Origin of the sequence: Microbacterium sp. I2, assembly GCF_051364985.1 — a bacterium.
Lineage (GTDB): Bacteria > Actinomycetota > Actinomycetes > Actinomycetales > Microbacteriaceae > Microbacterium.
Map to the genome: position 1 here is coordinate 65,507 of NZ_JBLWIH010000022.1, position 13,201 is coordinate 78,707.

The 13,201-nt window shown below is 69.3% G+C and carries 11 protein-coding genes; 6 read left to right on the forward strand and 5 right to left on the reverse strand.

Annotated elements, in window-relative coordinates:
* Window positions 1-6: 6 nt before the first annotated feature.
* Window positions 7-2,361 carry an arylsulfatase gene (locus ACLKM7_RS15865; protein WP_436448131.1) on the forward strand — a complete coding sequence of 785 codons (2,355 nt, stop codon included), beginning with the start codon at window positions 7-9 and terminating at the stop codon, window positions 2,359-2,361.
* A gap of 30 nt (window positions 2,362-2,391) precedes the next feature.
* Here ACLKM7_RS15865 and ACLKM7_RS15870 read toward each other — a convergent pair whose 3' ends face one another.
* Both ACLKM7_RS15870 and helR read right to left on the reverse strand, forming a co-directional pair.
* A complete protein-coding gene (locus ACLKM7_RS15870) occupies window positions 2,392-2,733 on the reverse strand; it encodes a hypothetical protein (RefSeq protein ID WP_436448132.1) in 342 nt (113 codons plus the stop codon).
* 74 nt (window positions 2,734-2,807) lie between these two features.
* Complete coding sequence (gene helR, locus ACLKM7_RS15875) at window positions 2,808-4,958, reverse strand: RNA polymerase recycling motor ATPase HelR (protein WP_436448133.1); 2,151 nt, start codon at window positions 4,956-4,958, stop codon at window positions 2,808-2,810.
* A 198-nt stretch (window positions 4,959-5,156) separates the two neighbouring features.
* Here helR and ACLKM7_RS15880 point away from each other — a divergent pair, with 198 nt between their 5' ends.
* The 3 genes from ACLKM7_RS15880 to panB are packed head-to-tail and all read left to right on the forward strand — an operon-like array spanning window position 5,157 to window position 7,617.
* Window positions 5,157-5,912, forward strand: a complete 756-nt coding sequence (locus tag ACLKM7_RS15880) for a DUF2520 domain-containing protein (RefSeq protein ID WP_436448134.1) — start codon at window positions 5,157-5,159, stop codon at window positions 5,910-5,912.
* Window positions 5,909-6,760, forward strand: a complete 852-nt coding sequence (gene panC, locus ACLKM7_RS15885) for a pantoate--beta-alanine ligase (protein WP_436448135.1) — start codon at window positions 5,909-5,911, stop codon at window positions 6,758-6,760. The genes ACLKM7_RS15880 and panC overlap by 4 nt, the downstream gene beginning before the upstream one ends.
* A complete protein-coding gene (gene panB, locus ACLKM7_RS15890; RefSeq protein ID WP_436448136.1) occupies window positions 6,757-7,617 on the forward strand; it encodes a 3-methyl-2-oxobutanoate hydroxymethyltransferase in 861 nt (286 codons plus the stop codon). The genes panC and panB overlap by 4 nt, the downstream gene beginning before the upstream one ends.
* 74 nt (window positions 7,618-7,691) lie before the next feature.
* Here panB and ACLKM7_RS15895 read toward each other — a convergent pair whose 3' ends face one another.
* Window positions 7,692-8,279: a helix-turn-helix domain-containing protein gene (locus ACLKM7_RS15895; protein ID WP_436448137.1), complete on the reverse strand. Its 588-nt coding sequence runs from the start codon at window positions 8,277-8,279 to the stop codon at window positions 7,692-7,694.
* 185 nt (window positions 8,280-8,464) lie between these two features.
* Between ACLKM7_RS15895 and ACLKM7_RS15900 the strand changes: the two genes are divergently transcribed.
* A complete protein-coding gene (locus tag ACLKM7_RS15900; protein ID WP_436448138.1) occupies window positions 8,465-9,088 on the forward strand; it encodes a class I SAM-dependent methyltransferase in 624 nt (207 codons plus the stop codon).
* A 108-nt stretch (window positions 9,089-9,196) separates the two neighbouring features.
* On the forward strand, window positions 9,197-10,807 hold the full coding sequence (locus ACLKM7_RS15905) for an MFS transporter (protein ID WP_436448139.1): 1,611 nt from the start codon (window positions 9,197-9,199) through the stop codon (window positions 10,805-10,807).
* Window positions 10,808-11,204: 397 nt separating this feature from the next.
* Here the strand turns inward: ACLKM7_RS15905 and ACLKM7_RS15910 are convergent, their stop codons facing one another.
* Together ACLKM7_RS15910 and ACLKM7_RS15915 are read right to left on the reverse strand one after the other, a co-directional pair.
* Window positions 11,205-12,335, reverse strand: a complete 1,131-nt coding sequence (locus ACLKM7_RS15910) for a Gfo/Idh/MocA family protein (protein ID WP_436448140.1) — start codon at window positions 12,333-12,335, stop codon at window positions 11,205-11,207.
* Window positions 12,335-13,159, reverse strand: a complete 825-nt coding sequence (locus tag ACLKM7_RS15915; RefSeq protein ID WP_436448141.1) for a sugar phosphate isomerase/epimerase family protein — start codon at window positions 13,157-13,159, stop codon at window positions 12,335-12,337. Before ACLKM7_RS15915 ends, ACLKM7_RS15910 begins: the two co-directional genes overlap by 1 nt.
* Window positions 13,160-13,201: the final 42 nt, after the last annotated feature.

Consider the following 13,201-nt stretch of genomic DNA (forward strand, 5'->3'; position numbering starts at 1 on the left):
AATGACATGACGGATGACGCGCGCACCTCCATCGTCGGAGCACCGCTGCCTCCGGCGCGGACGCTCCCGTTTCCGCCGAAGCCGTCAGGCAGCATCGCCGGGCGGACCCTCGCGGAGTCGACGTACTCGCCCCTGCCGCCGCAGCGTCACCTCGGCGAGGGCGCGCCCAACATCCTCGTCATCCTGATCGATGATGCCGGTCCCGCATTGCCGGCGCCGCTCGGCGGGATGGTCAACACCCCGACGCTCGGCCGCATCCGCGAAGAAGGCATCGGGTTCAACCGGTTCCACACCACGGCGATGTGCTCTCCCACGCGGGCAGCCCTGCTGACCGGCCGCAACCACCACCGGGTCGGCAACGGCCAGATCGCCGAGCTCGCCAACGACTGGGACGGCTACTCGGGCCACATCCCGAAGAGCAGCGCCACCATCGCCGAGGTGCTGCGCAATTACGGCTACTCGACCGGTGCCTGGGGCAAGTGGCACAACACCCCCGCCGAAGAGACCACGATCGCCGGGCCGTACGACCGCTGGCCCACCGGCTACGGCTTCGAGTACTTCTACGGGTTCCTCGCCGGGGAGGCGTCGCAGTACGAGCCCAACCTCGTCCGCAACACGACGAGCGTGCTCCCGCCGAAGACGCCCGAAGAGGGCTACCACCTGAGCGAGGATATCGCCGACGACGCGATCGGCTGGCTGCGCAACCACAAGGCGCTCTCACCCGACAAGCCGTTCTTCATGTACTGGGCGACCGGCGCCATCCACGGACCGCACCACATCATGAAGGAGTGGTCCGACAAGTACAAGGGCGCCTTCGATGACGGCTGGGACGTCTATCGGGAGCGCGCACTCGAGGGTGCGAAGGCAGCAGGCTGGGTTCCCGACAACGCGGTGCTCACTCCGCGTCCCGACAATCTGCAGGGCTGGGACGACATCCCCGACGACCAGAAGCCGTTCCAGGCAAGGCTCATGGAGGTGTGCGCCGGCTTCGGCGAGCATGCCGACGTGCAGGCGGGGCGCCTCGTCGACGCTCTCGAAGAGCTCGGCTACGCCGACGACACGCTCGTCGTGTACATCTGGGGTGACAACGGGTCCTCCGGAGAGGGCCAGAACGGCACGATCAGCGAGCTGCTCGCGCAGAACATGATCCCCACCACGATCGAGCAGCATCTGGCCGCCCTCGAGGAGCTCGGCGGGCTGGATGCGCTGGGTACTCCCGCGACCGACAACCAGTACCACGCGGCGTGGGCGTGGGCAGGCTCGACGCCGTACCAGGGCATGAAGCTCATGGCCTCCCACCTGGGCGGAACACGAAACCCGATGTTCATGCGGTGGCCCGAGCGCATCGCGCCCGAAATGAAGCCCCGCACGCAGTTCCACCACGTCATCGATCTCGCGCCGACGATCTACGAGGTGCTCGGGATCTCGCACCCCGAGAGCGTGAACGGCATCCACCAGGATCCGATCGACGGCACGAGCCTCGCGTATGCGGTGGACGATCCCTCCGCCGACGGACGTCACCGCACGCAGTACTTCGAGATCATGGCGAGCCGCTCGATCTACTCGGACGGATGGATCGCGTCCTCGACCGGCCCGCGCCTGCCGTGGGTGCCGGGGGCGCCCCCCGGTATCGCGACCTGGACACCCGACCAGGACACGTGGGAGCTGTACCACCTCGACGAGGATTGGAGTCAGGCGCACGACATCGCGAACGAGAACCCCGCAAAACTCGCCGAGCTGAAGGAGCTCTTCGCGATCGAGGCCGCCAGGAACGAGGTGCTCCCGGTGGGCGCCGGCCTGTGGGTACCCGTCTACCACCCGGAGTACCGCATCTCGGTGCCGTACACGCAGTGGGAGATGGGCGGCGACACGGTGCGCGTGCCCGAGTTCTGCGCGCCCGCGCTCGGCAACAAGCCGAACGTCGTCACGATCACGGCGAACGTGGGTGAGGGTGCGAACGGCGTCCTCTACAAGCTCGGCGGCGCGGGCGGTGGTCTCACCTGCTTCGTGGTCGACGGGGTGCTCACCTACGAGTACAACCTGTTCCTTGTGCAGCGCACCACGATCGCGGCATCCGCACCGCTGGCCGCGGGGGAAGCGACGATCGAGATCGAGACGGCCTACGTCGAGCCGCGGCCAGGTGGACCGCTGAGCGTGACGCTGCGCGTCAACGGTGAAGAGGTCGGCTCGGGCGTCGTCCCCGTGAGCGCGCCGCTGCTGTTCTCGGCCAACGACTGCCTCGACATCGGCCGGGCGTACGGCGGCGCCGTCTCGCGTGCGTACGTCGACAAGATGCCGTTCGCGTTCGACGGCGAGATATCCAAGGTGCACATCGCCTACACGATCCCGCAGCACGCGTGAGCGGCCCGGAGATCGGGGTCCACGAGCCTCTTAGATGACGTCCGTCGTCTTGCCGTCCCAGTCCGACCGCTCGGGCCACTCATCGGCGATGATGGCATGCGGCGTGAGAGCGCGGATCCTCGCCTCGAGCGCCTCCACGGCCTCCGGAACGATCAGATCCGCCGGCTCCGTGTCCACGTCCTGCGCCATGATCTGGCTCGCCGGCCCGACGAGCACTTCGACCCGGCTCTCCTCGCCGTTCTCGCCGAGAGCGGGGATCGCAATCGTCTCCGCCTGCCCGACATCGGCCAGGGCCTCGCTGAACCGCATCAGTGCCGCGGCGATCGCATCCCCGGTCAGAAAATCGCTTCCCGCATAGATGACCCGTTTCACAGATACAGGTCTACGCCCTTTCGGAGCGATTGACCTCGGGGTTGTCTCGCCGACGCGAACACGCTAGCGATCGCCTATCCCTCCAGCACGACCAGCCGCTGGGTCGCACGTGTCATGGCCACGTATCGATCCACTGCGCCCTCGATGCCGACGCCGAGCCGTCCGGGGTCGACGAGCACCACGAGGTCGAACTCGAGGCCCTTCGCCAGTTCCGGCGTCAGGGACCGCACCCGCTCACGTCCCTCGAACGTCGCGTCGCCGATGACGCACGCGATGCCCTCGTCTTGCGCTGCGAGCCATTCGTCGAGGATCGCGTCCCGCTCCCCGGTCGCCGCGTGCAGGACCGGAATGCCGCTCGAGCGGACAGACGTCGGCACATTCGCGTCGGGGATCGCCGCCCGGATCACGGGCTCGGCCTCGGCCATCACTTCACTGGGCGTCCGGTAGTTGATCGTCAGCGATGCGAGCGATACGTCGGTGAGGCCGGCGTGCTCGAGGCGCTCCTGCCACGTCTCACCGAAACCGTGCCTTGCCTGCGCCCGGTCGCCGACGATCGTGAAGCTGCGCGACGGGCACCGGGCCAGCAGCATCCGCCATTCCGCATCGGTCAGCTCCTGCGCCTCGTCGACGATCACGTGGGCGAAGGGGCCGGCCAGCTGGTCGGGGTCGGCGCCGGGCAGCACCGCTTCGTCGACGAGGCTGTTGCGCAGATCGTCGCCGTCCATCCACTGCAGCAGCTCGTCGCCTGACTCTTTGAGGCGCTCGATCACCTGGCCCATGTACTCGCGCTCGGTCGCAAGGGTGGCTTCGCGCTCGCGGCGCCGCCGTGATTCCCCCGGGTCGCCCAGCCGGCGCCGCGCGGCGTCGAGGAGCGGCAGGTCCGCGGTGGTCCACGGCGAGTCCGCGGGTCGCTGCAGGCTCTGGACCTGCTCTGCCGACAGCCACGGTGCGCACCGGCGCAGGTAGGCCGGCACCGACCACAGGTCCGAGACGACGACGGATGCCTCCACCAGCGGCCACGCCCGGTTGAAGGTGGCGACGAGCTGCTCGTGGTGCGCGAGCGCACGCCGCAGCTGGTGCAGCGGCACCTCCTCGGCGTCGACCTGGTCGCCGAGGATGTCGAGCACCGTCTCCCACACCTGGTCGCGCGCCTCGTTGTGCGGTGTCCCGGGCTCGGGGGACTCGAAGGCCTCGGCCCAGTCGTCCGGGCTGAGCCACAGGTCGGCCCACGGCGTCTCGACGAGGAGGCCGTTGACGGGCGGCTCCTCGTACAGCGCGACGGCGGGCTCGATCGCATCGACGAGGCGGGCGTCGGCCTTGAGTCGCGCCACCTCGGGCTCGGGCTCGGTCAAGGCCGCCCGGCCCTCGGCGACGAGGTCGCGCAGCGTGCACGTCTGCACGCTCTCCTCGCCGAGGCTCGGCAGCACGTCGGCCACGTACGACAGGTAGGCGGGGCTCGGGCCGACGAAGAGCACGCCGCCGCGGCCTTCGCCCAAGTGGGGGTCGGAGTACACGAGGTAGGCCGCGCGGTGGAGTGCGACGACGGTCTTGCCGGTTCCCGGACCGCCGTCGACGACGAGGGCGCCGCGCGACCCGGCGCGGATGATGGCGTCCTGGTCGGCCTGGATGGTGCCGAGCACATCGCGCATGTGCGGGGACCGGCTCGCCCCGAGGCTCGCGATGAACGCGGACTGGTCGTCGAGCGCGGCGCTGTGATGGCGGGTGCTCTGTTCGAGCCCCTCGGGCGTGAAGACCTCGTCCCAGTAGTCGGTGACGCGCCCGCCGGTCCACCGGTACCGCCGCCGACTGATGAGACCCATCGGCTGGGCATGCGTCGCGCCGAAGAAGGGCTCGGCCGCGGGCGTGCGCCAGTCCACGAGCAGGCGACGGCCCGTGCTGTCAGTGAGGCCGAATCGTCCGATGTAGACCGGTTCGCCGTCGGCGGGCACGATGCGGCCCAGGCACGCGTCGAGGGTGAAGCGGCGCAGGGCCCGCAGGCGAGCCGACAGCCGGTGGATCTCGAGATCGCGTTCGAGGGCGGCCTGTCCGCCGCCGCCCGGCAGCCGGCGCACGGACTCGAGGCGGTCGGAGAGTTCCGCGATCGAGCGCTCGAGGCTCTCGGAGACGGCGGTGAAGTGCAGCTCGTCGTCGGCGATCAGTGCGGGATCGGCCTTGGCGGCGAGGCGGGCGGGAAGCTGGAAAGGACTGATGAGGGCAGGGTTCATGGCATCGACTCCCGGGGCGCAGGCGCGACGGTGACGCGTCGCGACCGACAAGTATGCGCCCCCGAGGGGCCCTTGCCGCAAGGCCCCCCTGTGCCGTTATCCTGGTAGTGGCAGGAGATGCCGTGACCCCGCGCCCGGAGCGCGGGGTATTTTTGTACGTGGTCCAGCCCGGGCCGCGTACGACGGGAGGCGACGACGATGCCCGACCGTCCCCTCACTCCCGCCGGTGCGGTGCTCGACGGGCCGATCGCGGTCGTCGGCGCCGGCAGGGTCGGCACCGCGATCGCCGCAGGGCTGCGGGCCGCCGGCGCCGAGGTGGAGGGTCCGCTCGGTCGCGGTGCGACGGCGTCCGATGCCGCCATCATGCTGCTGGCGGTGCCGGATGCCGAGATCCGCGCGGCAGCTGCGGCCTTGGCCACCGGGGGCTCGGTGGGGCATTTCTCGGGGGCGACGTCGCTCGAGCCACTCGCTCCCCACGAGGCGTTCAGCATCCACCCGCTCCTCGCGATCACGGGGCCCGAGACCTCGTTCTCGGGCGTCCCGGCCGCGATCGCCGGATCGACGCCGCACGCCCTGACCACGGCCGAGGCGCTCGCGACGACGCTGGGTATGCACCCGTTCCGGGTCGCGGAAGCCGATCGCGCCGCCTACCATGCGGCCGCCTCGATCGCGTCGAACTTCCTCGTGACGCTCGAGGCGTTCGCCGAAGACCTCGCCGCCACCGCCGGCGTCGACCGCGAGGCGCTGATGCCGCTGGTTCTCGCCACCGTGCAGAACTGGAGCGACCACGGTCCTGCGCGAGCGCTCACCGGGCCGATCGCGCGTGGCGACGACGACACCGTCGCCCGACAGCGCGCGGCCGTGGCCGAGCGGCTGCCGGAGCGCGTGGCGCTGTTCGACGTCCTCACCGATGCCACGCGCGCACTCGCCGGCCGGCGAGAGGTCGCCTCGTGATCGTCGTGCGCACCGTCGCAGACCTGCGCGCCGCCTTGCGTGAGTCACGCGCCGGCGGCATCGGTTTCGTCGCGACGATGGGTGCGCTGCATGAAGGCCACGCCTCATTGCTGCGGGCGGCCCGGACCGACAGTGACACCGTGGTCATGTCGATCTTCGTCAACCCCACGCAGTTCGATGAGCAGGCCGACCTGGCCGCCTATCCCCGCACCGAGGAGGCCGACCTCGCTCTGGCGGCGGCCGAGGGCGTGGACGTCGTCTTCGCCCCGTCGGCCGGCGAGATGTACCCCGCCGGCTTCGCCACGACGGTGAGCGTCACCGGCCCGGTCGCCGAGACGCTCGAGGGCGCGCAGCGGGGCCGCGCGCACTTCGACGGCGTCGCGACCGTGGTCACCAAGCTGCTGCTCGCGGTGCTCCCAGACGCCGCGTACTTCGGCGCGAAGGACGCGCAGCAGGTGGGCGTGCTGCGGCGCCTTGTCGCCGACCTCGACATCCCCGTGCAGCTCGTGGTCTGCCCGACCTCGCGGGACGACGACGGCCTGGCCCGTTCCAGCCGCAACGCCCGGCTCGGTGCCGACGAGCGTGCGCGCGCCCTGGCCATTCCCCGCGCACTGCAGGAGGTGACGCATGCCGCGGCCTCCGGCATCCGGGATCCCGAGGTCTTGCGTGGCCGCGCACTGGACGTCCTCGCCGAAGCGCTCATCGAGCTGGAGTACATCGCGATCGTCGACCCGATGACGTTCGAGCCGGTCGCGGTCGTCGACGGACACGCGCTCGTGGCGATCGCCGCCCGCGTCGGCCGCACGCGCCTGATCGACAACACGCTTCTCACCCCCGGAGGCCCATGATGCGTCCCCAGATCACCTTCCGGCGCCTGGCCGAGATGAAGGCCGCCCGCGAGCCGATCGTCATGGTGACGGCCTACGACTACCCGACCGCGCGAACAGCCGAGCAGGCCGAGGTCGATATGGTGCTCGTCGGCGACTCGGGTGCGCAGGTCGTGCTGGGCTACGACTCGACCGTCGCGGTCACCGTCGACGAGATGCTCGTGCTCGCCGCCGCGGTGCGTCGCGGGGTTCGCTCAGCGTTCGTCGTGTGCGATCTGCCGTTCGGCTCGACCGAGGTCTCGGACGAGCAGGCGGTGCACACCGCGGTCCGCTTCGTGAAGGAGGCGGGAGCGGATGCCGTCAAGCTCGAGGGCGGCGGACCTTCACGGCTCTCGCGCATCCGTGCGGTCGTCGCGTCCGGCATCCCGGTGGTCGCGCACATCGGCCTCACCCCACAGACGGCGACGGCGCTCGGCGGGATGCGTGCGCAGGGCCGCACCGCCGAATCCGCGGAGCGGCTCGTGCGCGAGGCGCTGGCCGTGCAGGAGGCGGGGGCGAGCGTCCTCGTGATCGAGGCGGTGCCGGGCGAGGTCGCCGACGTGGTGCTGCCCGAACTGCGGATCCCGGTGATCGGAATCGGAGCCGGTCGCGCCGACGGCCAGGTGTTGGTCATGCACGACGTGCTCGGCATCACCGAGGGCAGGGCTCCGGCGTTCGTCAAGCGCTACGCCGAGGTGGGCGACGCGATGGTGGGCGGTGTCGCCGCCTATGCCGCGGAGGTGCGGTCGAGGGTCTTCCCGGGCGCGGAGCACGGGTACCCCGCGACGCCGGAAGCGGTCGAGGCGGCGCGCGCCGCGCTCGCGCAGCGCTCGTCCTGAGGGGGCTTCGGCATCTCAGCCTGGAGCACGTGGACTGGGAACGAGCGGCGCGAGAGACCGTGAGGGACTTCGTGCTATTGGTCGCCGACAGACGTGCGTACATGGGCGCGCTGGCCTTGTCGTCCGACGAGGCTCAGGTATTCGACCGGTCCGGCGCTGGTCGCTCCGAACCAGTGCGGGGTGCGAGTGTCGAACTCGGCTGCGTGGCCGGCCTGCAAGAGCATGTCCTGGTCGCCGAGCACCAGGCGGAGAGTGCCGTTCAGCACATAGGCCCAGTCGAACCCTTCATGGGATCGCAGGTCTGGAGCCGCATCGTCGCTGCCCGTGGGGAGGACGAACTTGTATGCCTGGATTCCTCCGGGGCGGCGGGTGAGCGGGATGATGATCGACCCGTCGGCGCAGGACATGGGGCGGAGATCGATTCGCGGGTTGGCTGTGCGAGGCGCGTCGACAAGAGAATCGAGGGTGACGCCGTAGTAGCGGGCCAACGGCAGGAGCTGTTCCAGAGTTGGCCGCCGTAGTCCTGCCTCCAGCCGGGAGAGGGTGCTCGTGGAGATCCCGGTCTCCACAGCGAGTGTGGTGAGGGTGATGTCGCGGCGCAGTCGAAGGTGTTTCAAGCGGGGCCCCACCGTGTCGAGGGTGTGCTCCGTGTTCTCGCTCATGTCATGAGTTTGCCATTTGGCAAGGATGTTTGCCAAAGTTGCCGGTTCGGGTGATCCTGGTTCGACATCACAGACGAGCGGGAGCGCAGTGCAATGAGGACCCCACACGACCACGTATCCGACATCGCGATCATCGATGGCGGTTCAGAGGGCTGTGCCGCGGACCGCGACGCGGTGCCCGCCTGATGACCGAGTTCGACAAGGAGTATTGGGAGGGCCAGTGGAGCCTTGGCACCTCCGGCCGCGATCGCGCACTCCCCGTCAACCCCTATCTGACAGCCGAGACCGCGCATCTGCACGTCGGCACGGTGCTGGATGCGGGCTGCGGGATCGGAATCGAATCGCTCTGGCTGGCCGAGCAAGGCTGGGCCGTCACGGCTGCCGATATCTCCGCGACCGCACTGGCGGAGGCGCAGGCTCGTGCTGTGAGCGCTGGTGCGGGCGAGCACATCGACTGGGTAGAGATCGACTTGTCGCGGTGGGAGCCGAGGCGGACGTGGGATCTCGTGGTGACCAACTACGCCCACACGCAGATCGGGCAACTCCCGTTGTACCGGCGTATCGCCTCCTGGGTCGCCCCTGGCGGAACGCTCCTCATCGTGGGACATCTCCACGGTCAGCATCACGACGCCCACCACGGACACGACCATCCCGAGGGGGCGACGGCGACGCTGGAGGGGATCACCCACCTGTTCCGCACTCCGGAATGGCGGATCGACTCAGCCTATGAGAACACCCGCACCGTCTACCCCAGTGGTTCCCCGGTGAAATTGCGCGACGTGATCGTGCGCGCCCACCGACTCACCTGACTCGTCTTTCCCGCTTCGCGCGCCGAGGTCTTTCACCCTCGGCGCTGCGTCAACCTGCCTGCAATCAGCACCGGACAGAACCGTTCCTGAAAGGAAACACATCCCGCTATGACTCACGCCACTCACGCCGGCCCAGAAGATGCCGCTGTCATCGGCGATCCACGACGCCGACGCGCCATCCTGTGGGCCATCTGTATCGCATTGATGGCCGTCGTCGCCTCCGTCACCGGCCTCAACGTCGCTCAGCCGCAGCTGGCAACGACCTTCGACGCTTCCCAGGGGCAGGTGCTGTGGATCATCAACACCTATACCCTCACCCTCGCGGCCCTCCTCCTGCCCCTGGGAGCACTGGGTGACCGGCTGGGTCGCAAGCCAGTTCTCATCGTGGGGCTGACGGTGTTCGGGATCGCGAACATCACCGGCGCCGTCGCCCCGGTGATGGAGGTCATGATCGCGGCGCGCCTGCTCAGCGGCATCGGTGCGGCACTGATCATGCCCGTCACTCTGTCGGTGATCACCTCCTCGTTCCCGGACAAGGAACGATCCCGGGCGATCGGGATGTGGACCGCGGTCGCAGGAGGAGGCGGCATCCTGGGGATGTACCTCTCCGCCCTGCTGGTCGATATCGCGTCCTGGAGATGGCTGTTCGCGCTGCCCATCATCCTCACCGTCGCGGCAATGCTCATCGGTGCTCGCGCGGTTCCGAACTCCCGCGAGAAAGCGCCGGGCCGGTTCGACGCTCCGGGCGCGCTGACCTCGATCATCGCGACCGTCGGATTCACCTTCGCCCTGCACGAAGCACCGTCTCTTGGCTGGGCCGACCCGATCGTCTTGATCCCGCTCATCGCGGCAGCGCTCGCTACCGCCGGCTTCATCCTGTGGGAGCTGCGCACCCCGTACCCGCTCCTGGATATTCGGCACTTCCGCACCCGAGGCCTCTCTTCAGGCACCACGCTCCTGCTCGTGTTGTTCGGCGTGCAAGGCGGGATCTCCCTGGTGCTCTACCCCTTCTTCCAGGTGGTCCTCGGATGGAGCGGACTGCTCTCCACCCTCGCCATGATGCCCATGGCGTTGCTGATGATGCTCGCCTCCGGACTCGCCCCTCGTCTGGCAGCACGCATCGGTGCCCGGGCCTCCATGGTCGCCGGACTCACCATCGCCACCGCAGGGCTCGCGCTCATGGCCGGGCTCGTCTCCGCCGCCGGCGGATACCTCAGTGTGCTCCCTGGACTCATCGCGATGGGGCTCGGTGCGGGCCTGGCGATGACGCCCTCCACCGAAGCGATCACCTCATCCCTTCCTCGCGAGCAGCAGGGCGTCGCCTCGGCCCTGAACGACCTCTCCCGAGAGCTCGGAGCAGCCTTGGGCATTGCTCTGCTGGGCGGTGTACTGGTGGCCGGTTACCAGGGCGCAATCACCGGACGTCTTACAGGTGTGCCCGAAGAGCTCGCGGCGACAGCGCGCGAAGGCATCGCCAACGCCACCGCGATCAGCCAGAGGGCCGGGGCTCATGCGGAGCAGATTCTCGCCGCCGCGAACGACGCATTCATCGCCGGGTGGCAGCAAGCGATGTGGGTCGGCGTCGCCGTCATGATCGTCCTCATGATCTTCGTGCTCTTCCGCGGCCCCGACTCTTCCGCGCCCACAGAGTCGTTGAACGAAACCGACGACCGGGCCCAGAATCCCTCTGTGGTCCTCAGCGTCCAGCGTGACGGTTGACCATCCCGACGTAAACAAGGGATCCCATCCATGTCCACCACGCTGAAACTGTCTGCCGGACGCCGTTTTCGGGGGACGGTAGCGGCGGGCCTCATGCGAGTGCGGTCCGGGCACCCACCAGAAACGATCGTTTCTGGTGGGTGAGTCAGTTCGGTGAATCCGGAAACCGGACTCTCGCGCTGTTTCGGAGCGCGGGCGGCCCTGCGCTCCGGAAACACGCACGATGTCCGGTTTCCGGATTCACCGAACTGACTCACCCACCAGAAACGATCGTTTCTGGTGGGTGAGTCAGTTCGGTGAATCCGGAAACCGGACTCTCGCGCTGTTTCGGAGCGCGGGCGGCCCTGCGCTCCGGAAACACGCACGATGTCCGGTTTCCGGATCCGGGAATCCGGCGTCAGAGGGTCGCGGCGTGCGGATCGAAGTCGGCGGGGAGGGCCCCGACCTCGTCGATCGTGCTCTCGACGTTCACGAAGGTGCGGGTCTCGGCAGCCTCCTCGATCGCGAGCAGCGTGTCGAGCACGTGATAGCCGAACCGGCCGGTCGCGACGTGTGAGCGGTCGTCGCGGATCGCGCGCGCCATGTCGAGCACGCCGAGGCCTCGCCCGACGAGCACGCCCTCCTGTGGCACGTCGAACACGTCCTGCACCACGGGCTCGGGCGGCACGACCATCTTCGTCAGCGGCCGTGTGATCGTGATCGGCCCGCCGAAGGTGTTGGGATCGGGGATCACGAGGGTGCCCTCGGTGCCGGTGATCTCGACGATGCCGTGCCGGTACAGAGGCGAGTCGGTGCTGTAGAGGCTCTGCGCCTGTGCGCCGTGCTCGAAGTCCATGAGCACCGACAGGGTCGAGGGGATCTCGACCGCGAACTCCTGTCCCGCGAGCTCGCCGACCTGCACGCGCCGCGTCGGCGCGCCCTGCAGCCCGAGCGCCGCAACCGCGGCGACCGGTCCGAAGACATGCACGAGTGCCGAGACGTAGTACGGACCCATGTCCAGCAGCGGTCCGCCGCCCTTGGCGTACAGGAACCCCGGGTTCGGGTGGAAGAGCTCGGGACCCTGCCACTGGAACGTCGTCTGCGCGAACAGAGGGCGACCGATGTCGCCACGAGCGATGGCTCGCTTCGCCGTCTGCACGCCCGGGCCCAGCACGGTGTCGGGCGCGACGCCGACGCGCAGGCCCGCGGCATCCGCCTTCGAAAGCAGGCGCTGCGACTCGTCGCGGTCGATGCCGATCGGCTTCTCGGTCCACACGTGCTTGCCGGCGGCGAGGATGGCCTCGGACACCTCGACGTGCACCGCCGGGATCGTGAGGTTCACGACGATGTCGATGTCGGGGTCGCCGAGCACGACGTCGACACCCCCGGCGCGCGGCACGTCGTACGTGGCCGCCTGCGCGCGGGCGCGGTCCTCGAGCAGATCGCCGACCGCGAGCACGCGCACGTCGGGAAAACTCGTCAGATTGCGGAGGTACTGATCGCTGATGTTCCCCGCGCCGATGAGACCGACGCCGACGGGCGCGGCCATCAGGCGGCCGCCTTCTCGCCGTCGAGGTCGAGCCCATCCAGGAAGGTCCGGCTCTGCTCGATCGCGTCGTACAGGTCACCGGGGAAGTGGTCGAACTCGACGATGGCGACTTCGAGGGCGGATGCCGCGGCCAGGGCCTCGCGCAGCGGCACGACACCCTGCCCGGCCGGTACCTGGTCAGCGGGTGGGTAGGCCGCGATCGCCTCGGGGTCGAGGGTGCCGTCCTTGACGTGGACAGCGATCACGCGGTCGCCGAGGGTGCGCAGCAGCGACACCGGGTCGACGCCCGCGCGTGCGACCCAGTACAGGTCGACCTCGAGCACGACGCGCGGGTCGAGCAGGTCGGCCAGCACTTCGAGACCGGTCTTGCCGTCGAACGTGACCTCGAGCTCGTGGGCGTGATTGTGGTAGCCGACACGGATGCCGCGTCCGGCGCCGATCTCGGCGGCGGCGTTGAGCAGCCGCGCGGTCTCTTCGATCTGCTCGACGCGCTCCCAGCGGGCGGGCTCGGTGTAGGGGTCGATGACGGTGGTCATGCCCAGAGTCTGCGCCGCGTCGAAGACGACGTCGGGCGCCGGCACCGGGAGGGTGGTGCCGCTGCCGTCGGGGTTCACGAACGAGGTCGATGCCAGGAACGCGTGCCCGGTCGGCGCCACCAGTCCGCGGGAGGAGAGAGCGGCCGCGAGGGGCTCGGCGCGCCGCACGAAGTCGTACGGCTCCACCGCCGTGAACCCGCGTGCCGCGACGGCGGCGAGGGTTCCGTCGAGGTCGGCCTCGAGAGCCGCGTTGACGGTGAACAGCTGAATGGATGTCTGGACCGGCATCGGTCGCGCTCCTTCGGGTCGTCGGTGACGCGCGGCATCTCA

What these genes read in the sequence shown, in the direction of transcription:
- panB (WP_436448136.1), top strand. Translation starts at nt 6,757, where the DNA reads ATGATGCGTCCCCAGATCACCTTCCGGCGCCTGGCCGAGATGAAGGCC.
- ACLKM7_RS15910 (WP_436448140.1), bottom strand. Translation starts at nt 12,335, where the DNA reads ATGGCCGCGCCCGTCGGCGTCGGTCTCATCGGCGCGGGGAACATCAGC.
- ACLKM7_RS15915 (WP_436448141.1), bottom strand. Translation starts at nt 13,159, where the DNA reads ATGCCGGTCCAGACATCCATTCAGCTGTTCACCGTCAACGCGGCTCTC.
- ACLKM7_RS15900 (WP_436448138.1), top strand. Translation starts at nt 8,465, where the DNA reads ATGACCGAGTTCGACAAGGAGTATTGGGAGGGCCAGTGGAGCCTTGGC.
- helR (WP_436448133.1), bottom strand. Translation starts at nt 4,958, where the DNA reads ATGAACCCTGCCCTCATCAGTCCTTTCCAGCTTCCCGCCCGCCTCGCC.
- ACLKM7_RS15880 (WP_436448134.1), top strand. Translation starts at nt 5,157, where the DNA reads ATGCCCGACCGTCCCCTCACTCCCGCCGGTGCGGTGCTCGACGGGCCG.
- ACLKM7_RS15905 (WP_436448139.1), top strand. Translation starts at nt 9,197, where the DNA reads ATGACTCACGCCACTCACGCCGGCCCAGAAGATGCCGCTGTCATCGGC.
- ACLKM7_RS15865 (WP_436448131.1), top strand. Translation starts at nt 7, where the DNA reads ATGACGGATGACGCGCGCACCTCCATCGTCGGAGCACCGCTGCCTCCG.
- ACLKM7_RS15895 (WP_436448137.1), bottom strand. Translation starts at nt 8,279, where the DNA reads ATGAGCGAGAACACGGAGCACACCCTCGACACGGTGGGGCCCCGCTTG.